Source organism: Anaerobacillus sp. 63XJN7_5_ISO-PGPR-S23-430 (assembly GCF_056173695.1).
Genome location: NZ_CM149686.1, coordinates 1,673,815 through 1,693,003, shown reverse-complemented (window position 1 = coordinate 1,693,003; position 19,189 = coordinate 1,673,815). Strand labels below are relative to the sequence as shown.

Sequence of the window (19,189 nt, the reverse complement as noted above, 5' to 3'; positions counted from 1 at the left end):
TAACATGACACACCAATCGTCATTTTATATGCAAATGTTCGGTCTATGTTACTATAGGAATATAAATTTTTTGTCGTATTGGAGGATAATATGTCTTTTAAAGGATTTACTCAAACTGATTTTCAATCATTCGAAATTGATGGACTTGAGGCTCGAATGGAAGCCATACAAGAGCGGATTCAACCAAAATTCGCTGCCATTAGCGAGGAAATTAAAAGCGATCTCGAGATTCTTGCTGGAAATGAGATGCACCTTCACATTGCTCGTCATGCAAGACGAACGAAGAATCCTCCCGTTGATACATGGATGGCGTTTTCGCATAACAAACGCGGGTACAAAATGCACCCTCACTTTCAAATCGGCCTTTTTGATGATCATGTCTTTGTATGGCTTGCATACATTTACGAGCTTCCAGGAAAGCCACAAATGGCTTCCTTATTTTTAGATCACTTAAATGAACTAAAGAAAGATATTCCAACTTCATATTGGATCTCTACTGACCACACTAAGAAAAAGGCAAGCCACCCCATCAAGGATAGTGATCTCGATAAAGTACTTACCCGCTTTAGAGATGTAAAAAAGGGCGAATTTCTAGTTGGCCGTCATTTTGCCAGTGACGACCCGTTATTGAATGATGGAGAGAAATTTATTAAAGAGGTTAAACAAACTTTTGAGACCTTAATGCCTATCTATCAACTTTCACTTCAAGCCACAAAATAAACCAGGGGATTCTCCCCTGGTTTTTATTTATTCATTTTTACTTTATCGCGTTCTGTTTCTCTTGCTTCTTTTACAACATGATAAGTTGAAAATCCTGTCTCTTTATCAAACTGTCTAAAGATTTGCTTTTCCTCTGATTTAGAGGGAACGACATCTTTAAATGCATGATAGCTACTAATCAATTCGCCCTTATGCACCCCTCTGTCATATGTTTGCTCAACTAATTGGAAAAAGTTTACAACTTTGATGACTTCTTCTTTACTCCAATCAATTGAAATAGGGTATTGTACTTCCATTTTCAATCTCCTTTCTCACTTTACCATTTTAATCGAATTTCGTTTGCTTCTTTATCCATACGATCAAATAACTCCGCTACTGAAGGAACATCATTGATCGCTCCCATAACCTGACCTGCCCAAGCAAAGCCTTCTTCTTCTTTTCCATCATATATAAATTTCCTGTTTGCTTTACCGCTTATGTATTCTTTAAGAAGATCATATCCTCCCTGATTTGCTTCAATTTGTAAAATCTCTTGAGCAAACACATTCCTAATAACTCTTGCAGGTGCTCCAATACTACGCTTAATAATCATAGTATCCGTTTCAGACCCTTGAAGCAAACGACGCTTGTAAACATCATGAGCATGGGTACATTCTTTTGTAGCAATAAATCGTGTACCCATTTCAATTCCCTCAGCGCCAAGTGCGAGAGAAGCCATTAGCGCTCTTCCATCACCTATTCCCCCTGAAGCAATAACCGGAATAGACACAGCATCAACTACTTGAGGAACGAGTACCATCGTACCAATATCATCCTTTCCAAGATGTCCTCCACCTTCTTGCCCGACAACCATTACGGCAGTAGCTCCTAACTCTTCTGCTTTTACTGCTTGTCTTTTACTAGCAGTCAAAACAACAACTTTCACATTCGTTCCTTTTACCATATCAAATACCGGCTTAGGGTTTCCACCGGTAACCGAAATGATCTCCACTCCTTCTTCAATGGCTGCTTCAAGCATATCCTCAAAGGGTCTTCCATGTTGACCAATCGCAAAGTTCACTCCAAATGGCTGATCGGTGAGACTTTTAGTAAGGGCGATTTCTTCTTTAAGCTGTGTTGCTGACTCCATAGACATAGCTGTGAGCTGCCCTAATCCTCCTGCGTTGCTAACAGCAGCAGCTAACTCGTGATATGCAAGATAGGCGAGACCCCCTTGAACGATTGGTCTTTCAATACCTAATAACTGAGTAATTCGCGTATTCCACTTCATAATGAATCCTCTCCTTATGGTAACCCATTTCGAGAGTTAGAAGTGATCTCCTCTTTTCTCTTCTAGGAACGATGCTTCCTTATATAGTTGATCGATAAGCATGGGTTTAAAATAAAACTTGCAAATTATCCCTCATGTGATTATACTCAGTTTGTTTAAGGAAGAAAGAAGTCCTATAACTAATGTTCTTCTTTTAAGCGTCATATCTGGCTATACAAAAAGTTCACTTAGACCAAACCCGCTTTCCACAAACTACTGTGGAAGGCTTTATCTAGTAACGTATAAGCTATATTACTGATTTCAAGATTTTCGGCTCATTCGATATAAAAGAGCAGACGATCTACAACGTTATTCATTTAACCAAAGTATAAATAAAGAGGTGCTGGATTTGCAACAACACGAAACACCATTGTTCACTGGTTTAGTAAACCACGCTAACAAAAACCCTATTCAATTTCATATACCCGGCCACAAAAAAGGCTCTGGCATAGATCCTGAATTTCGTTCTTTCATAGGCGAAAACGCCCTGTCAATTGATTTAATTAACATTCAACCACTTGATGACCTCCATCATCCACACGGTATGATTAAGCAAGCACAGGATCTAGCTGCTGAAGCTTTTGGCGCTGACGCAACCTTTTTCTCTATTCAAGGTACAAGCGGTGCAATCATGACAATGGTCATGACTGTATGTTCACCAGGTGATAAAATTATTGTCCCGAGAAATGTTCATAAGTCTGTTATGTCTGCAATCATTTTCTCCGGCGCAACACCTGTATTTATTCATCCAGAAATTGACCCTAAGCTTGGCATCTCACACGGCATTACTCCTATAGCCGTTAAGAAAGCATTAGAACAGCACCCTGACGCAAAAGGTGTCCTTGTCATTAACCCCACCTATTTTGGTATATCTGCTAATCTTGAAGAGATCGTTACGATTTCTCATGAGTATGACGTACCTGTATTAGTTGATGAAGCTCACGGTGTTCACATTCACTTTCACGAGCGACTGCCCGTTTCAGCCATGCAAGCCGGTGCAGATATGGCAGCTACAAGTGTGCATAAATTAGGGGGATCAATGACACAAAGTTCCGTCCTTAATGTAAAAGAAGGGCTTGTTTCTGCAAAACGCGTCCAAACCATTATTAGCATGCTAACAACTACCTCCACTTCGTATATCCTTCTTGCTTCTCTTGACGTTGCAAGAAAAAGATTGGTCATGGATGGTTATGATTTAATTGAACGCTCCATACAACTTGCAGAAGAAGCTCGAAAGCAAATAAATGATATTTCTCCTCTATATTGTGTCGGGCAAGAAATCCTTGGAACGAACGCTACTTACGATTATGATCCAACGAAATTAATCATTTCTGTTCATGACCTTGGAATTACTGGCTATGAAGCTGAAGTTTGGCTTCGAAAAGAAGCGAACCTTGAAGTAGAGCTTTCTGATTTGTATAACTTATTATGTATTGTAACTCCTGGCGATACCGAGGAAACAACCAGCGCTCTTGTTCATGCTCTAAAAGACATGGTAGAAGCCTTCAAAGAGACAGAAGGTTCAATCACTAAAAAGTTTGATGTTCACGCTCCAGATATCCCGATTCTAGCTGTTTCACCTCGAGATGCTTTTTATTCTGAAACAGAGGTGATTCCATTTAAAGAATCGGCTGGTCGGGTCATTGCAGAATTTGTGATGGTTTATCCACCTGGAATTCCAATCTTCATCCCAGGTGAAATCATTACAGAAGAAAACTTAACATATATCGAAGAAAACATTGAAGCTGGATTACCGGTTCAGGGGCCTGAAGACGACGAATTAGTTCACATTCGGGTCATTAAAGAATATAAAGCCATTAAATAAGAGGCGGCCAATTGGCCGCCTCTTTCTTTGCTATATACGTTATTTTTTATCTTTTTTATTGCATTCCGGGCATCTGCTATAAAGTGTACTTACCTTCTCTTCATGTACGTGATCAATTGTTTTTTCGCAAGTTTGGCAAATGATAATACCCATTCTCAACACCCCTTAAGTTAGTTTTGAAAACGCTTCCGTTTCGCTTAACTTCATAATAGTGTGTCACAATTGATTTGTCAACACTATATTGTATATCACATTATATTCTTTTTGTGTCTAATATGTGTGGATGAACGACCAATTGTCAGAATACAATTTACACTGTACACTTTATTATATGACGATGGGAGGAATGATCATGCCTCAAAGTGCTTACTTAAAACCAAAAACGGAAGATGAACTATCACTTGATCATATTAAAAGCTTACTTTCCTACTACATGGACATAACATCCAAAACTGGAGAGCAACTTTCTTGGTCCTATAGTGAGTCTGCTTTCCCCTACACTTTGATTGAACAAGTGGATGGAGACATTTGGTTTTATTTAAAAGGAAAACATAGTGATTATCGGATGATTATCATCGGTTTAGTAGACAGCAAACTTCAGATTGTTCTACCAGATCAATCCACTCACGGTGATAAAGCGAAAGCGAATGAATTATGTAAATTTCTTGCAAATAAATTACAGGCCGATCTTACTCTCTTCAACGGTAGAACAATGTATTACGCAAAAAAATAAACAGCCAAATGGCTGTTTATTTTTGTAAAGGTTCAATTTCTTCAGGATCAATTAAGTTATAATCTTTATCTCTTAATCCTTTCACAATATCTCCTAATGCAGCAGCTGTCCAATCACGGTCATGCATAAGTAAGTTTGCCCCATTTTGAAGTAGCGGTGAATTTACCATAATGTCTTTGATTGCAGCTTCACTTTGATATTCCTTTACCCAGTCATACCCATATGTCCAATTCATCACGAGCATGCCTTCTTCTTCGGCTAATGACTTCGAAAAGTCAGTATTAGATCCAAATGGTGCTCTAAAGAACTTCGGCTTTTCTCCAATTACTTCTTCGATCATTTCATTTACCTTCAATATCTCTTCTTTTTGCTCTTCTTCTGATAATGTTTTGAGATCAGCGTGCGTCATCGTATGGTTTCCTATTTCAAAGCCCATATCATAAATTTCTTTTAACCTTGCTTTTTCTTCATCTGTATCAATAAAATGACCATTAATAAAGAAAATGGCAGGAGCATCTAGTTCTTTTAATGTTTTTGCCATTTCTACGGCATTCGTATCTGGAGCATCGTCAATTGTAAGTAGAACCGCTTCAGCAGGAGCATCATTTATCGGTTCAAAGCCCCAAAAAGCTTCGTTAAGTCGATATTCAGGCTCTACTTCTTCTGCAGTAGCTTCTTCTTCTTTCTGATCCTCTGATTCAGCATTACTTGTCGCGTCTGAATCTGTTTCTTCCTTATTTGTTTCTTCGTTTGTTTCTTGTTCATTTGAAGCTTCACTATTGTTTGCTTCATTCGTTGATGCTTCTGAATTTTCTTGTGAACCAGCATTTGTTGAACACGCTGCTACAAAAAGCAAAAGCGCTAATGTCATCCATTTCAATGTGTTTGTCATTTCTCTCTCCCCTTATCTAGTCTCATTTCATCATATACGAATTCATGAACAGTATAAAGAGGAAATTGTCACAAATAACCAACTATCTACCCATCTATTTTTCAACTATTCCGACTTCCTTTCTGACATGGTTTTTCCCTTTACAACGTTTAAAACAACAAATATACTAGACAACGTGTCTTTTGCTTGACTTGTCCTGAAGCCTGTTAATAAAAGGGAATAGGGCGCTTACCTGCATAGTTTTGGTATCGACAGGTAACATTGAGTACACATACATTTTATTTCCTGTGTATAAAAGTGCTTTCAGATGACAGTGCTATTTTTTGGAATTATTTTAGAAAGGTGATGATGAAATTTGAATAAGCTTACAGCAGTCTTTGTTATCTCTGTACTTCTGTCTCTAATCTTTATTTCTTGGGGTACGATTTCTCCTGAGTCATTAGATTCGACTACAAGCTCACTTCAAAGCTTTCTTCAAGTGAAGTTTGGATGGTTTTATTTATTAGCAGCGTCAGGCTTTCTTATCTTTGCGATTTATCTTATCTTTTCGAAGTATGGAAGACTTCGACTTGGTAAAGAAACCGATGTACCTGAATATAACCTAATTACATGGTTTGCTATGCTTTTCTCAGCCGGAATGGGAATTGGACTTGTATTCTGGGGTGTAGCAGAGCCGATGTTCCACTACTATGATCCTCCAGCTGGGGCAGCTAGTCAGTCAGATGAAGCAGCGCGACTAGCCTTTCAATACAGCTTCTTCCACTGGGGACTTCACCCGTGGGGAATTTACACAGTCGTTGCTCTCGCACTTGCCTTCTTTAAATTTAGAAAAGGTGCGCCAGGCTTAATCAGCGCGATTTTCTATCCGATTCTTGGAGAACGTGTAAATGGACCAATTGGTAAACTAATCGACGTTATTGCTGTCATTGCGACTGTATTTGGTGTCGCGACGTCCCTTGGCTTTGGTGCTTCTCAAATAGGCGGAGGAATTTCCTATTTAACTGGCATTGAAAATTCGTTTACAACACAGTTAATCATTATTCTTATTGTAACTGTCCTCTATATGATCTCTGCTTCAACGGGGATTTCAAGAGGGATTAAGTACTTAAGTAATACAAACATTGTCCTAGCGATCTTGCTCATGTTCTTCCTGTTATTCGCAGGACCTACAAACTTTATTATGGACCTCTTCACATCTACACTTGGATCTTATATTCAAAACCTACCAAGTATGAGTCTCCGTATGAGACCTTTTGAAGGGTCGTCTTGGATCCAGAGCTGGACAATCTTCTATTGGGCATGGTGGATTGCCTGGGCGCCATTCGTTGGAACATTTATTGCTCGAGTATCAAAAGGTCGAACGATCAGAGAATTTGTTCTTGGTGTCCTTTTAGTTCCGACAATCTTTGGTGGATTATGGTTCTCCGTATTTGGAGGGTCAGCTATTTCACTTGATATGGCAGGAACAGGTATTTACGACATTATCAATAACCAGGGTATGGAAGTTGCGCTATTCGCTGTACTTGAGCAATATCCACTTGGAACAGCCATGTCGATTATTGCCATTTTATTAATCAGCACATTCTTTATTACTTCAGCTGACTCAGCAACATTCGTCCTTGGAATGCAAACGACGAACGGAAGCATGAATCCTTCCACCAAAGTGAAATTAACTTGGGGTGTGATTCAATCATCTGCTGCTGCAGTTCTGCTTTGGTCTGGAGGATTAGGAGCTCTTCAAACGGCTTCTATCATCGCTGCATTCCCGTTTGCTATTATTATAATAGGAATGATCATTTCTCTCGTTAAAGCCTTTAAACAAGAGAAAATACCTCCTAGACCACCTAAGAAAGATGATCCAAAATCATAAAACACTAAAAGCGTCCTACCCTCTTGGTAGGACGCTTTTTCATTTACCTTCTATCTATTATATTAATGAAGGTTATCGATAACATTCATTAGTCAGCTTAATTTTTAAATAGTTACGTCCATCAAATTAAATGGTATAGATAGATAATGATGAATGCCAGAGTAGAAGAAAAAGAAATCAAATAGATAAGCTCTCTTCCTCTTCTAACCATTTGAACAGAAATCGTACAAATAAGATAAAGAAAAACTAAAAATAATAAAATCTTAAATCCAATATGATCTCGAGGAGAATAATAAATAAGTTGAAAAAAACCAAACCAGATCAAAAGCTGAATGCAAATAACTTTTCCATACATAGAACAGCACCTCCGCATAATACAAGTGTCCTATTCTCAAATGTATGTGCAAGTAAATCTCCTAATCGCTTCATTTCTATATTTAGTTTCCAATAAAGAAAGAAAACTGAACATACCTAATCCATTCGTTTATATTTATGAATGTGGTCCATTTCCAACCTCTATTAACTAATAAAAGCAATTGAATCCACTTAAATGAATCATAAAATTATCATGAGCGGGACTGCTCATTCTCCATATAAAAACTCCAGAGACTCTTGTCTCTGGAGTTTTTCAATTAATTATTAACCAATGTGAATTGGAGTACCTAGAGCTACTTCAGCAGCTTCCATAGTAATTTCTCCAAGTGTTGGGTGAGCATGAATTGTAAGCGCAATGTCTTCAGCTGTCATACCAGCTTCGATTGCAAGACCAAGCTCAGCAATCATATCAGAAGCGTTAGGACCAGCAATTTGAGCGCCGATCACTAGGCCATCTTCTTTACGAGTGATAAGCTTCATAAATCCTTCACTGTCGTTAAGAGACAATGCACGGCCATTAGCACCGAATGGGAATTTAGATGCTTTCACATCGAATCCTTGATCTTTTGCTTCTTGTTCAGTGTAACCAACTGAAGCGAGTTCTGGGTCAGAGAAAACAACCGCTGGGATTGCAAGATAGTCAATCACAGAGTTTTCACCACTGATCGCTTCTGCAGCTACTTTACCTTCGTAAGAAGCTTTATGAGCAAGTGCAGGACCTTCTACGATATCACCAATAGCATAGATGTTATCGAAGTTTGTACGACACTGCTTGTCAATCTTCACAAGACCTTTGTCCGTCATTTCAACGCCAAGTTCTTCAAGACCGATTTCATTTGTATTAGGCTTACGACCAACTGTAACTAGTACATAATCAGCGTCAAACGTCTGCGTTTCACCTTTGATTTCTGCTGTTACTGTTACGCCGTCTTCTGTTTCTTCAACGCCTTGTGCAAGAGCTTGAGTAATGATTTCTACATTACCTTTCTTCTTAAGACGACGAGAAACAAGAGAGCTCATTTGTTTTTCGAATCCAGGTAGAATTTGCTTCGTACCTTCAAGGATTGTTACTTCAGTACCGAAGTTTGCGTACACAGTACCAAGTTCGATTCCGATGTATCCTCCGCCGATAACAACCATTTTCTTAGGAACTTCGTCAAGTGCAAGTGCACCAGTTGAAGAAATAACGCGCTTGCTCCATTTGAAGCTTGGAAGTTCGATTGGGCGAGACCCTGTTGCGATGATGCAGTTGTTGAATGTATACGTTTGAGAGTTCTTTTCGTCCATGATACGAACTGTGTTCTTATCGACGAAATAAACTTCACCGCTAACAACATCAACTTTATTTGATTTCATAAGTCCTGCTACGCCGCCAGTAAGCTTGTCAACAACAGAAGACTTCCACTCCTGAACTTTCTTCATGTCAACGCTCACGTTCTCAGCAGTGATTCCGATATCATCGGAATGCTTTGCAGACTCATATTTATGAGATGCATTAATCATTGCTTTTGAAGGAATACAGCCGACGTTTAAGCAAACTCCGCCTAGAGTTCCTTTGTCAGCAATGGCAACTTTCTGACCAAGCTGTGCTGCACGGATTGCAGCAACATATCCACCTGGTCCAGCTCCTACTATAAGTGTGTCTAATTCGATTGGAAAATCTCCTACTACCATATTATTACGCCTCCATCATTAAGAGTTGTGGATCGTTCAACAGACGCTTGATGTGGTTAAGAGCAAGTTGTGCTGTTACGCCATCAATAAGTCTGTGGTCGTAGCTGATCGATAGAGCAAGAACAGGTGCTGCAACGATTTCTCCGTCGATAACAACTGGCTTCTCCTCAATACGACCAATACCAAGAATAGCAGCATCCGGGTTATTGATGATTGGTGTAAACCATTGACCACCAGCAGAACCCAGGTTAGAAATAGTACATGTGCTACCTTTCATATCGTCCCCTGATAGTTTACCATCGCGAGCTTTTTTAGCCAACTCATTAATTTCAGATGAAACATTAAGAAGTGGCTTACGGTCTGCTTCTTTCACAACTGGAACAACTAGTCCAGCGTCAGTGTTAGCAGCGATACCGATGTTGTAGTAATGCTTGTGTACGATTTCGTCAGTAGAATCATCAATAGATGCATTCAACATTGGGAATTCGCGAAGTGCAGAAACAAGTGCTTTTACAACGTATGGAAGGTAAGTTAGCTTCACATCTTTGTCTGCAGCATATTGTTTGAACTTCTTACGGTGAGCAACAAGATCTGTTACAACAATTTCATCCATGTGAGTTACGTGTGGAGCAGTATGCTTCGAGTTAACCATTGCTTTTGCAATTGCTTTACGCATACCTTTCATCTTCTCACGAGTTTCTGGTTGTGCAGATGCTTGTGGCTGTGCTGATGTAGTAGAAGCTTCTTGCTTCGCTTCAGCTTTTTCTTCTGTCGCTGCTGGAGCTTCAGAAGCTGTTTCGCCTCCACCATTCAAGTGAGTGTCGATATCTTCTTTCACAACGCGACCATTCTTACCAGAACCAGATACTTTCGAGATGCTTACGCCGTTTTCACGAGCATACTTACGTACTGCTGGCATAGCGATAACTCGCTTAGTAGGATCTGTTTCTTCGTCATCTTCAGGAAGTGGTTTTGATCCAGCGCTGTCTTCTTTCGCTTCTGATTTAGCTTCTGCTTTAGGAGCTTCTTCTTCAGCTTGTGGCTGTTCAGCTGTTGGTTCTTCTTCTGCATCTTCATAACCTTCTGCGTCGAAAGTGATGACTACATCTCCAACAATAACAGTTGCACCTTCTTCAGCGTGAACTTCTTTAACTGTTCCGTCTACTGGAGAAGGGATTTCAACAACAGCTTTGTCGTTTTGTACTTCTGCAAGAATATCGTCTTCTTTTACTTCATCTCCGGATTTAACAAACCATTTTACGATTTCGCCTTCATGGATACCTTCACCGATATCCGGCATCTTAAATTGAAATGCCACGGGACTTCGCCTCCTAATTGTAGAAAAATTTTGCTCATATAAGATCTGAAGCGAAGCGCATAGTGCGGCTTCACTTCATGTTTTTTTATAAAATGTTAATTAGAAATTAACTACTTGTGTAGCTTTTTCGATGATGTCAGTGTGATCAGGAAGCCATACATCTTCAGCAGCTGAGAATGCGAATACAGTATCAGGTGCAGCTACGCGAAGAACTGGTGCTTCAAGGCTTAGGATTGCGCGGTCGTTGATTTCTGCTACAACGTTAGCTGCAATTCCTGCTTGCTTTTGTGCTTCTTGAACAACAATTGCACGGTTTGTTTTTTCAACAGAGGCAATAATTGTATCGATATCGAGCGGGCTAACCGTACGAAGGTCGATTACTTCTGCACTAATGTCGTTCTTTTCAAGCTCTTCAGCAGCTTTAAGAGAAGCCTGAACCATCGCACCGTAAGTTACGATTGTGATGTCAGTACCTTCACGTTTTACTTCAGCTTTACCAATTTCAATTGTATATTCTTCTTCAGGAACTTCCTGACGGAAAGAACGATAAAGCTTCATGTGCTCAAGGAAAATAACTGGATCGTTATCACGAATCGCAGAGATAAGAAGTCCTTTTGCATCATAAGGGTTTGAAGGGATAACGACTTTTAGTCCTGGCTGTTGCGCCATTAGACCTTCAAGGCTATCCGCGTGAAGTTCTGGTGTTTTAACGCCGCCACCAAATGGTGAGCGAACAGTAATCGGCGCGTGGAAAGAGCCGCCTGAACGATAACGAAGACGAGCCATTTGACCGGAAATAGCATCCATTACTTCGTATACAAATCCAAAGAACTGAACTTCTGGGACTGGACGGAATCCAGTAAGTGCAAGTCCGATAGACATACCACCGATACCTGATTCAGCAAGCGGAGTATCGAATACGCGATCTTCGCCAAATTCCTTTTGAAGTCCTTCTGTCGCACGGAAAACGCCGCCGTTTTGACCTACGTCCTCACCGAATACGAGTACGTTCTCGTCATTTTTCAACTCCGTACGCATCGCATCAGTGATTGCTTGAATCATTGTCATTTGCGCCATAGCTTACTTCGACTCCTTTGCACTATATTGTTCGTATTGTTCACGAAGGTTCTGTGGAAGCTCTTCGTACATGTTAGAAATAAGATCCGTTACTTTTTGCTTAGGAGTGCCATCTGCTTTTTTAATAGCAGCTTTGATTTCTTCCTTCGCTTTATCGACTACTTCGTTTTCTTTTTCTTCAGACCAAAGGTTTTTGCTCTCAAGATACTTGCGGAAACGAACGATTGGATCTTTCTTTTCCCACTCGCTATCTAGATCTTCAGAACGGTAACGAGTTGGATCGTCACCAGCCATTGTATGTGGACCATAGCGGTAAGTCATTGTCTCGATTAGAGTTGGACCTTCGCCATTAATTGCGCGCTCACGAGCGTCAGTAACTGCTTTATAAACAGCAAGAACGTCCATACCGTCTACTTGAACACCCTGGATACCAGCTGCAACTGCTTTTTGAGCGATTGTTTTCGCTGCAGATTGCTTTTCAACTGGAACAGAGATTGCAAAGCGGTTGTTTTGCACAACAAAGATAGCTGGAGCAGCATATGCACCTGCAAAGTTCATTCCTTCATAGAAGTCACCTTGTGAAGCACCACCGTCACCAGTGTAAGTGATCGCTACGTTTTTCTTGCCTTTTTTCTTAAGTCCAAGTGCAACACCAGCAGTTTGTGTAATTTGAGCACCGATGATGATTTGTGGGCTCAACACGTTCAGGCCATCAGCCTGGTTCCCTACAAAGTGACCACGAGAGAATAAGAATGCTTTATATAATGGAAGACCGTGCCAGATGATCTGTGGAACATCACGGTAACCCGGAAGAATCCAGTCCTCTTTATCAAGTGCAAACTGACTTCCTAGTTGTGAAGCTTCCTGTCCTGCAGTTGGTGCGTAGAAGCCAAGACGTCCTTGACGGTTCAAAGAAATTGAACGCTGATCAAGAATACGTGTGTACACCATGCGGTGCATTAGTTCTTGAAGCTGCTCATCTGATAGTTCAGGCATTGCTTCTTTGTTCACGATTTCGCCATTTTCATTTAGAATCTGGAACATTTCGAATTGGCCTTCGATGTTTTCGATGGTTTTTGTTCCCATACCTTTCACCTCATCCTTTCATTCATAAAGAGATAGATTATTGAATTGCAATAGTGCAATTGTGAGTGGGTCGTTCAGTTTACAGACATAACTAGCATGTCCATTTCAACGTTATTAAATGACAAATAGCATTCATTAAATTGGATTACTTAAGACAACACTCAATGTCATACCCTTAATCCTGAAGAAATAATCCCTAGCGCTATGTATTACTGCGAATAATAGTCTGTATCAGTAAGATTAAGGAAGTGCTTCTCTTCATGAGTAAGTTCGTTTTTAAGTTTACAATACAGTAAGTTTCAAGTCAATTAATTGATTTAATTATTGCGTGTTAAAAGATGAAAACCAAACTGTTACATTACATAATCCCACACTGTACTAGTGTAAATAATTAGGAACACCATATTTGAAGTCGTTCATTTTGTTAACACTTTACCTTTTTTCTTTGGTGGTGGACTATCACCCGCTTTATCAAAATCGGGCTAAAATGGAAGAAAACGATCTAAAAAGAACCGCTCAACTTGAGCGGTTCTTTGGTTATTCTGAATAGTTTACGTCTAATTCTGCTGATTGATAAAACGCTTTTTTCGCTTCATTAAACTCAGTTGTATATTTATTGAACTTTTCCTTATGCTCAGACACTTTACTGTACTGATCATTTACAACCTTAATTTGTTCCTGAAGCTGTTCTAATGTAAGTTCTTTATCTTGAAGTGAACTGTAGAGCTTCTTGTCTTGTTTCACTGCTTCTTCATATTCTTTATTGAGCTTTTCATAAGCTTCATATCGCTTATCCATCGTCTCAATAAGAGCCTTAGCGTCCTTTTTAGCAGCATCATCTTCAAGATCTTCTGTTAGATCTTTAATTTCTTCAAATTCTTTGTAAGCTTCATCTATACTTTCTTTTTCCTTTTTTAAGTACTCAAGTCTTTTATCCGTATTTTCTTCTGCTTGCTTTGAAAGCTTTTCGACTTCATCGAACTCATCCATACTTAGTGCAACAATGTCATCATAAATTTCTTGTTCCTTTTTTTCTGCTTTAGCTAACGGTTCTTGTTGTTCCCGAAACTGATCTTCAAGTGCGACCGCTTCTTCTAAATGATCATACATTTTTTCTTCTGTACTACCACCGAATTGACAACCCGCTAAACCAATTAAAAGAAAACAGAAAAAAAGAGAAATAATTCCCAAACGATATTTACGTAGCAAAAAAAGTCCCCCCACATATCCAATTCATACCAATTGATTTTACATCACTGATTACTATACCACAAGACAGTTCTCAATAGAATACTCCATTTTTATAACCTCCAAAAATAATCAGATTGCATTCCCATTCATAGACTAATCGTTCTAGACTTTTATTTTAGAGCCTTGCTCATCTATACTTTCCTTTTAAGCTCATCATCTTTATTATATAAGGTTAGTAAGACATGCAATTTAAAAGGATTTTCAGTTATGTTGGGTTGTGCTAAACTATCACTATTGTAAGATTTTAATGGTGATGAAATAAGGAAAACCACTTTTCAAAAAAGTTTGCTTGAGTCAGAGCAATTTCTTTATTCCCTCCATAAAGTTGAATATACTTAATATTAGAATGACCGTTTTTGAATAGGAGTGAATGATGATATGTTAACTATGAAAGATATTCGCAGAGAAGGAGATCCAGTTCTTGAGAAAGAAGCGAAAGAGGTTGATCTTCCTGCATCAGAAGACGATAAACAAACTTTAAGAGAAATGCTTGAGTTTCTTAAGAATAGTCAGGATCCTGAAACTGCACTTGAATATGAACTGCGCTCAGGTATTGGTATTGCAGCACCACAAATTGGCATTAGTAAACGGATGATTGCTGTCCATGTGTCTGATCACAGAGGCACTTTATACAGCTATGGAATTATGAATCCTAAAATCTTAAGCCATTCAGTTGAAAAAACCTATTTAGATGGTGGCGAAGGGTGCTTATCTGTGGATCGTGAAGTACCTGGTGCAGTACCGCGTTATGCACGCATTACCGTAAAAGGTGTGGACGCTGAAGGAAATCCTCTTAAGCTAAGATTGAAAGGGCTACCTGCCATTGTTGTCCAACATGAAATCGACCATCTTGATGGGGTTATGTTTTATGATCGAATTAATAATGAAGAGGCAAGTGAACTTTCTCCATTAGGAAACTAATTTAAGAAGCATTAAAAAAAGGATCGCAATTATTGCGATCCTTTTCTATTATAGTAGTCCAACTTTTTTAAGACCTTTTTGAATACCGTTTTGGTCAACTGGGTCAGTCACTATATCAGCCACTGCCTTTACTTCATCATATCCATTTCCCATCGCTATACCCGTTCCTGCAAATCTCAACATTTCTAAATCGTTCAACGCATCTCCAAAAGCATACGTATTTTCACGTTTAAAACCTAGATGGTCGATCATAGCTTCAATTCCTCTTGCCTTTGAACCACCAGGAGGGATCACATCCATTGAATAATCATGCCAGCGGATAAAATCGAGGTTACCATATGCATCGCGATATCCATCCTCTTCTTTACTCTCGCAGAACAATAGCGCCTGGTAAATATCTCTTGAATGATAATAAGAAGGATCATATCCAGGATAGTGCATCTTAAGATCATCCATACTCTTTATAATATGTGGGTGCTCATCGTGATTACTCATCATTGCTTCATGATCGAGAAAGACCATTGGATGACCATTTTTCCTTGCTTCTTCTTCAAGTACAGTGATTTCGTCACGACTAAGAGGGTTCGTTAAAACAACCTTTTCTTGATGTTTCACATACTGACCATTAAAACTAATAAACGTATCTATCCCAAGGTCCTCTCTTAAATCTGCAAACATAAAAGGAGCTCTTCCGGTAGCAATCGCTACATGGACACCTTTTTCCGTTAAAGCTTTTAATGACTCTCGTGTTGAAGATGGGATTTGTTTATTATGATCAAGAAGGGTCCCATCGATATCAAAAAATACAATTTTCTCATTGTGCATTATTTTCACCTATCTTCACTAATTTTTCTATAAACACTAGCCAAACTATACAGGTAATCAAGCTGACTTCTTTATAGACTTTACCTCGCGATTTGCTTTCCTACCCGACATGTAGACGCCAGTAAAAATACAAAGCAGTCCGATAATCATAGGGAACGTAATCACTTCATTTAAATAAACACTACCCCAAATCAAAGCTGTCACTGGCACAAGATATGTCACAAGAGTGGCAAACTCTGCACTCCCCTTCTGAATCATATAATAGAAAAGTAAATAAGCGAGACCTGAGCCAAACACACCTAGTCCAATAAGCGATATTAGAATATCACGTTGAAGCAGGAAGGTAAACTCGATGCCCCCGTCTCCAAACAGGACCATTAATAATCCCCCGCCCACTGCGCCAATCGTAAGGGTTATAAATGACAAAACATCAACAGGCACATCTTTCAAATTCTTTTTCGTGTATTGAGAAGCAAAGCCATAGCACCCTGTTGCAATGAGCATAGGTAAGATCCCCCATACATCTCCCTGAACTAATTCTTGAACATCCAGGTCAATGAGAAAGAGAATTCCAATAAACCCTACGATGATTCCCGACCATTGCTTTTGATATAGAATTCTTCCGAAGAAAAGCGCACCAATCACGCTTGTAAAAAGGGGTGTCGTTGCATTAAGTGTAGCAGCGAGACTGCTTGTAATTCGCTCTTCGCTTAATGCAATCATTCCCCAGGGAATGAGCGCATTCATTATCCCAATGGTGATAAGGCTTACCCAGGGTAGGTCCTTCCTCACTTGTTTAAGACGTCTTCTAATCAGTAAGTACATGAATAAAGCCAGTGCGCCTAGCAAACATCTAAAAAACACTACTCCCCATGGCCCTACAAAAGGTACTATTAATTTTATGAACATGAATGACATGCCCCATATTAAGCTAAGTGAAATAAGTGCGGCATAAAGTCTCATTGGTACCTCCTTTGTATGTGTACTCCTGTATAAATAGCCCTATATATTTATAGCTTTACGTAAAGCTAATCATCCCTTATGCTATACCACTATCTTATGTTACATTAAATGGCACCAAGTGTCTTCGGTTATGACATCCACCTTTTCCCAAATTAATTCAACCATCGTTGATAAATACTAGGCTTAGTTATCAAAAAAAGGAAGGATGAGCATAATGTATCGTAAAATGAAACGTAAACTGATTAAAACCTGGAGAAATGTGCTATTTCCACAACCGAAATATTCCATTGATTAACCTAATTTGCACATAAATTCATGCAAATTCTCCTATTTCTTATGGAAATGTGGTTAGAAACATGAAAAAGAAACCAATTTCCTATATAATAAACGAAGATGCACACAAATTGTCTGAGTTAAGGAGAGATTTAGAATGATTTATAAGGTATTTTATCAAGGCACTAAAAAGGAGGTTCCTGTAAGAGAGCGAACAATGAGCCTTTACGTAGAGGCTACTTCTGAACGGGAAGTTCGCTACAAGCTTAAGGAACGCGATATCAATATCGAATTTATTCAAACCGTGGAAGATGACTTCTTAGAGTTTGAGCAAAAATCAGAGCACTTTGAATTGGAGAATGTATAGACTATGAAATTTGTTAAAAATCATCAAACCGCCGTTTTCGCTTTAGGTGGACTCGGAGAAATCGGTAAAAACATGTACGGTATTCAGTTTCAAGACGAAATTATTCTTGTTGATGCGGGAATTAAGTTCCCTGAGGAAGAATTATTAGGAATTGACTACGTTATTCCTGATTATTCTTATCTCGTAAAAAACCAGGATAAGATTAAAGGTCTTTTTATTACGCACGGTCACGAAGATCATATAGGCGGCATCCCCTACTTACTTCGTGAAATTAATGTTCCTATTTATGGAGGAAAGCTCGCTTTAGGATTTATTAGAAATAAGCTTGAAGAGCATGGCCTTCTACGTGGAGCATCCCTAAATGAAATTACAGAAGAAGATATTATTAAATTTAGAAAGACTTCTGTTATGTTCTTTAGAACAACACACAGTATTCCGGATTCCTTTGGGGTTGTTGTTAAGACACCTCCAGGTAATATTGTTCATACAGGAGACTTTAAGTTTGATTTCACACCAGTCGGTGAACCAGCTAACTTAACAAAGATGGCTGAGATTGGTAAAGAAGGCGTTCTAGCCCTTCTTTCTGACAGTACAAACAGTGAAGTACCTGGATTCACAATGTCCGAGCGTCGCGTTGGTGAAACCATTCAAGATATCTTTAGAAAAGTAGACGGACGCGTTATTTTCGCAACATTCGCATCCAATATTCACCGCCTACAGCAAGTGGTTGAAGCAGCTGTCGAAAATGGACGTAAAGTAGCTGTATTTGGTCGTAGTATGGAGTCCAACATTACAATTGGACAGGAACTTGGCTATATTAATGCGCCTAAAGATACGTTCATTGATGCCAATCAAATTAATCGACTACCTGAGAACAAAGTAACAATTCTTTGTACAGGAAGTCAGGGTGAGCCAATGGCTGCTCTATCTCGAATTGCGAATGCAACGCATCGTCAAATTCAAATCATTCCTGGAGATACAGTTGTCTTCTCTTCTTCACCTATCCCTGGTAACCAGGTAAGTGTATCAAGAATCATTAACCAGCTTTCTCGTGCAGGCGCTGACGTGATTCATCATAAACTAAGTGACATTCATACATCTGGTCACGGTGGCCAAGATGAGCAGAAGCTTATGCTTCGTCTCATTAAGCCAAAATTCTTTATGCCAATTCACGGTGAATATCGCATGCTGAAGATGCATACGAAGCTTGCTCAGGATTGCGGAATTCCACAAGACCATTCCTTTATTATGGATAATGGTGAAGTACTTGCTCTAAGTGAGAATGAAGCTTCAATTAGCGGTAAGATTCCATCTGGATCTGTTTATGTAGATGGTAAAGGGATCGGGGATATTGGAAACATTGTTCTTAGAGACCGTAAAATTCTCTCTGAAGAAGGTCTAGTTATTGTCGTTGTCTCCATTAACATGAAAGAGTTTAAGATTCTTTCAGGTCCAGATATCATTTCACGAGGATTTGTTTATATGAGAGAATCTGGTGATTTGATTAATGATGCTCAAGAGCTATTATCGAAACATCTTAATGGTGTCATGGAAAAGCGTACAAGTCAGTGGTCTGAAATTAAAAATGAAATTACAGATACTCTTGCACCATTCCTATACGAGAAAACGAAACGTCGCCCTATGATCCTTCCGATCATTATGGAAATTTAATTATACAAAAGAGCCTGTCGCGAAAAGCGACAGGCTCTT

The 19,189-nt window shown here is 39.2% G+C and carries 19 protein-coding genes; 7 read left to right on the top strand and 12 right to left on the bottom strand.

Annotated features, from left to right (window positions below; genetic code table 11):
* The first annotated feature begins 90 nt into the window (after positions 1-90).
* Positions 91-720, top strand: coding sequence for a YktB family protein (locus AC0VYJ_RS09175; RefSeq protein ID WP_475367219.1), 630 nt, complete (start codon positions 91-93; stop codon positions 718-720).
* Between the two features lie 23 nt (positions 721-743).
* On the opposite strand, the gene AC0VYJ_RS09170 is transcribed toward AC0VYJ_RS09175, so the two are convergent.
* Together AC0VYJ_RS09170 and AC0VYJ_RS09165 are read right to left on the bottom strand one after the other, a co-directional pair.
* The gene (locus AC0VYJ_RS09170) at positions 744-1,016 is read right to left on the bottom strand and encodes a UPF0223 family protein (protein ID WP_475367218.1); all 273 of its coding nucleotides are present in this window, start codon (positions 1,014-1,016) and stop codon (positions 744-746) included.
* 20 nt (positions 1,017-1,036) lie between these two features.
* The gene (locus AC0VYJ_RS09165) at positions 1,037-1,990 is read right to left on the bottom strand and encodes an NAD(P)H-dependent flavin oxidoreductase (RefSeq protein ID WP_475367217.1); all 954 of its coding nucleotides are present in this window, start codon (positions 1,988-1,990) and stop codon (positions 1,037-1,039) included.
* Between the two features lie 388 nt (positions 1,991-2,378).
* Here AC0VYJ_RS09165 and AC0VYJ_RS09160 point away from each other — a divergent pair, with 388 nt between their 5' ends.
* On the top strand, positions 2,379-3,854 hold the full coding sequence (locus AC0VYJ_RS09160) for an aminotransferase class I/II-fold pyridoxal phosphate-dependent enzyme (protein WP_475367216.1): 1,476 nt from the start codon (positions 2,379-2,381) through the stop codon (positions 3,852-3,854).
* 39 nt (positions 3,855-3,893) lie between these two features.
* Here AC0VYJ_RS09160 and AC0VYJ_RS09155 read toward each other — a convergent pair whose 3' ends face one another.
* On the bottom strand, positions 3,894-4,007 hold the full coding sequence (locus AC0VYJ_RS09155) for a GapA-binding peptide SR1P (protein WP_098443236.1): 114 nt from the start codon (positions 4,005-4,007) through the stop codon (positions 3,894-3,896).
* Positions 4,008-4,206: 199 nt separating this feature from the next.
* Here AC0VYJ_RS09155 and AC0VYJ_RS09150 point away from each other — a divergent pair, with 199 nt between their 5' ends.
* Positions 4,207-4,587, top strand: a complete 381-nt coding sequence (locus tag AC0VYJ_RS09150) for a DUF1885 family protein (RefSeq protein WP_194221276.1) — start codon at positions 4,207-4,209, stop codon at positions 4,585-4,587.
* Positions 4,588-4,603: 16 nt separating this feature from the next.
* Here AC0VYJ_RS09150 and AC0VYJ_RS09145 read toward each other — a convergent pair whose 3' ends face one another.
* Positions 4,604-5,479 (bottom strand): polysaccharide deacetylase family protein, encoded by an 876-nt coding sequence (locus AC0VYJ_RS09145; RefSeq protein WP_283152304.1) that lies wholly within the window; start codon positions 5,477-5,479, stop codon positions 4,604-4,606.
* 355 nt (positions 5,480-5,834) lie between these two features.
* On the opposite strand from AC0VYJ_RS09145, the gene AC0VYJ_RS09140 reads away from it, so the two are divergent.
* The gene (locus AC0VYJ_RS09140) at positions 5,835-7,349 is read left to right on the top strand and encodes a glycine betaine uptake BCCT transporter (protein ID WP_430247067.1); all 1,515 of its coding nucleotides are present in this window, start codon (positions 5,835-5,837) and stop codon (positions 7,347-7,349) included.
* Between the two features lie 121 nt (positions 7,350-7,470).
* Here AC0VYJ_RS09140 and AC0VYJ_RS09135 read toward each other — a convergent pair whose 3' ends face one another.
* The 6 genes from AC0VYJ_RS09135 to AC0VYJ_RS09110 form a co-directional block, all read right to left on the bottom strand.
* Positions 7,471-7,704: a hypothetical protein gene (locus tag AC0VYJ_RS09135; RefSeq protein WP_194221273.1), complete on the bottom strand. Its 234-nt coding sequence runs from the start codon at positions 7,702-7,704 to the stop codon at positions 7,471-7,473.
* A gap of 284 nt (positions 7,705-7,988) precedes the next feature.
* Positions 7,989-9,398, bottom strand: a complete 1,410-nt coding sequence (gene lpdA / locus AC0VYJ_RS09130) for a dihydrolipoyl dehydrogenase (protein WP_430247066.1) — start codon at positions 9,396-9,398, stop codon at positions 7,989-7,991.
* Positions 9,399-9,402: 4 nt separating this feature from the next.
* Positions 9,403-10,716, bottom strand: a complete 1,314-nt coding sequence (locus tag AC0VYJ_RS09125) for a dihydrolipoamide acetyltransferase family protein (protein ID WP_475367215.1) — start codon at positions 10,714-10,716, stop codon at positions 9,403-9,405.
* A 99-nt stretch (positions 10,717-10,815) separates the two neighbouring features.
* Positions 10,816-11,793, bottom strand: coding sequence for an alpha-ketoacid dehydrogenase subunit beta (locus AC0VYJ_RS09120; protein ID WP_159782242.1), 978 nt, complete (start codon positions 11,791-11,793; stop codon positions 10,816-10,818).
* Between the two features lie 3 nt (positions 11,794-11,796).
* Entirely contained in the window at positions 11,797-12,879 is a 1,083-nt protein-coding gene (gene pdhA, locus AC0VYJ_RS09115) for a pyruvate dehydrogenase (acetyl-transferring) E1 component subunit alpha (RefSeq protein ID WP_475367214.1), read from the bottom strand.
* A 537-nt stretch (positions 12,880-13,416) separates the two neighbouring features.
* Complete coding sequence (locus AC0VYJ_RS09110) at positions 13,417-14,088, bottom strand: YkyA family protein (protein ID WP_475367213.1); 672 nt, start codon at positions 14,086-14,088, stop codon at positions 13,417-13,419.
* A gap of 420 nt (positions 14,089-14,508) precedes the next feature.
* Between AC0VYJ_RS09110 and def the strand changes: the two genes are divergently transcribed.
* Positions 14,509-15,051 (top strand): peptide deformylase, encoded by a 543-nt coding sequence (gene def / locus AC0VYJ_RS09105; RefSeq protein WP_430247063.1) that lies wholly within the window; start codon positions 14,509-14,511, stop codon positions 15,049-15,051.
* Between the two features lie 48 nt (positions 15,052-15,099).
* On the opposite strand, the gene AC0VYJ_RS09100 is transcribed toward def, so the two are convergent.
* The gene (locus AC0VYJ_RS09100) at positions 15,100-15,876 is read right to left on the bottom strand and encodes a Cof-type HAD-IIB family hydrolase (RefSeq protein ID WP_475367212.1); all 777 of its coding nucleotides are present in this window, start codon (positions 15,874-15,876) and stop codon (positions 15,100-15,102) included.
* 57 nt (positions 15,877-15,933) lie between these two features.
* Complete coding sequence (locus AC0VYJ_RS09095; protein ID WP_475367211.1) at positions 15,934-16,839, bottom strand: DMT family transporter; 906 nt, start codon at positions 16,837-16,839, stop codon at positions 15,934-15,936.
* Positions 16,840-17,269: 430 nt separating this feature from the next.
* Between AC0VYJ_RS09095 and AC0VYJ_RS09090 the strand changes: the two genes are divergently transcribed.
* Both AC0VYJ_RS09090 and rnjA read left to right on the top strand, forming a co-directional pair.
* Positions 17,270-17,479 carry a DNA-dependent RNA polymerase subunit epsilon gene (locus tag AC0VYJ_RS09090; RefSeq protein WP_194221265.1) on the top strand — a complete coding sequence of 70 codons (210 nt, stop codon included), beginning with the start codon at positions 17,270-17,272 and terminating at the stop codon, positions 17,477-17,479.
* Between the two features lie 3 nt (positions 17,480-17,482).
* Entirely contained in the window at positions 17,483-19,150 is a 1,668-nt protein-coding gene (gene rnjA, locus AC0VYJ_RS09085; protein ID WP_194221264.1) for a ribonuclease J1, read from the top strand.
* Positions 19,151-19,189: the final 39 nt, after the last annotated feature.

Coding starts and splice junctions, on each gene's coding strand:
- pdhA (WP_475367214.1), bottom strand. CDS start 12,879: ATGGGAACAAAAACCATCGAAAACATCGAAGGCCAATTCGAAATGTTC.
- def (WP_430247063.1), top strand. CDS start 14,509: ATGTTAACTATGAAAGATATTCGCAGAGAAGGAGATCCAGTTCTTGAG.
- AC0VYJ_RS09175 (WP_475367219.1), top strand. CDS start 91: ATGTCTTTTAAAGGATTTACTCAAACTGATTTTCAATCATTCGAAATT.
- AC0VYJ_RS09145 (WP_283152304.1), bottom strand. CDS start 5,479: ATGACAAACACATTGAAATGGATGACATTAGCGCTTTTGCTTTTTGTA.
- AC0VYJ_RS09095 (WP_475367211.1), bottom strand. CDS start 16,839: ATGAGACTTTATGCCGCACTTATTTCACTTAGCTTAATATGGGGCATG.
- AC0VYJ_RS09090 (WP_194221265.1), top strand. CDS start 17,270: ATGATTTATAAGGTATTTTATCAAGGCACTAAAAAGGAGGTTCCTGTA.
- AC0VYJ_RS09120 (WP_159782242.1), bottom strand. CDS start 11,793: ATGGCGCAAATGACAATGATTCAAGCAATCACTGATGCGATGCGTACG.
- AC0VYJ_RS09100 (WP_475367212.1), bottom strand. CDS start 15,876: ATGCACAATGAGAAAATTGTATTTTTTGATATCGATGGGACCCTTCTT.
- rnjA (WP_194221264.1), top strand. CDS start 17,483: ATGAAATTTGTTAAAAATCATCAAACCGCCGTTTTCGCTTTAGGTGGA.
- AC0VYJ_RS09150 (WP_194221276.1), top strand. CDS start 4,207: ATGCCTCAAAGTGCTTACTTAAAACCAAAAACGGAAGATGAACTATCA.
- AC0VYJ_RS09170 (WP_475367218.1), bottom strand. CDS start 1,016: ATGGAAGTACAATACCCTATTTCAATTGATTGGAGTAAAGAAGAAGTC.
- AC0VYJ_RS09165 (WP_475367217.1), bottom strand. CDS start 1,990: ATGAAGTGGAATACGCGAATTACTCAGTTATTAGGTATTGAAAGACCA.
- AC0VYJ_RS09135 (WP_194221273.1), bottom strand. CDS start 7,704: ATGTATGGAAAAGTTATTTGCATTCAGCTTTTGATCTGGTTTGGTTTT.
- AC0VYJ_RS09155 (WP_098443236.1), bottom strand. CDS start 4,007: ATGGGTATTATCATTTGCCAAACTTGCGAAAAAACAATTGATCACGTA.
- lpdA (WP_430247066.1), bottom strand. CDS start 9,398: ATGGTAGTAGGAGATTTTCCAATCGAATTAGACACACTTATAGTAGGA.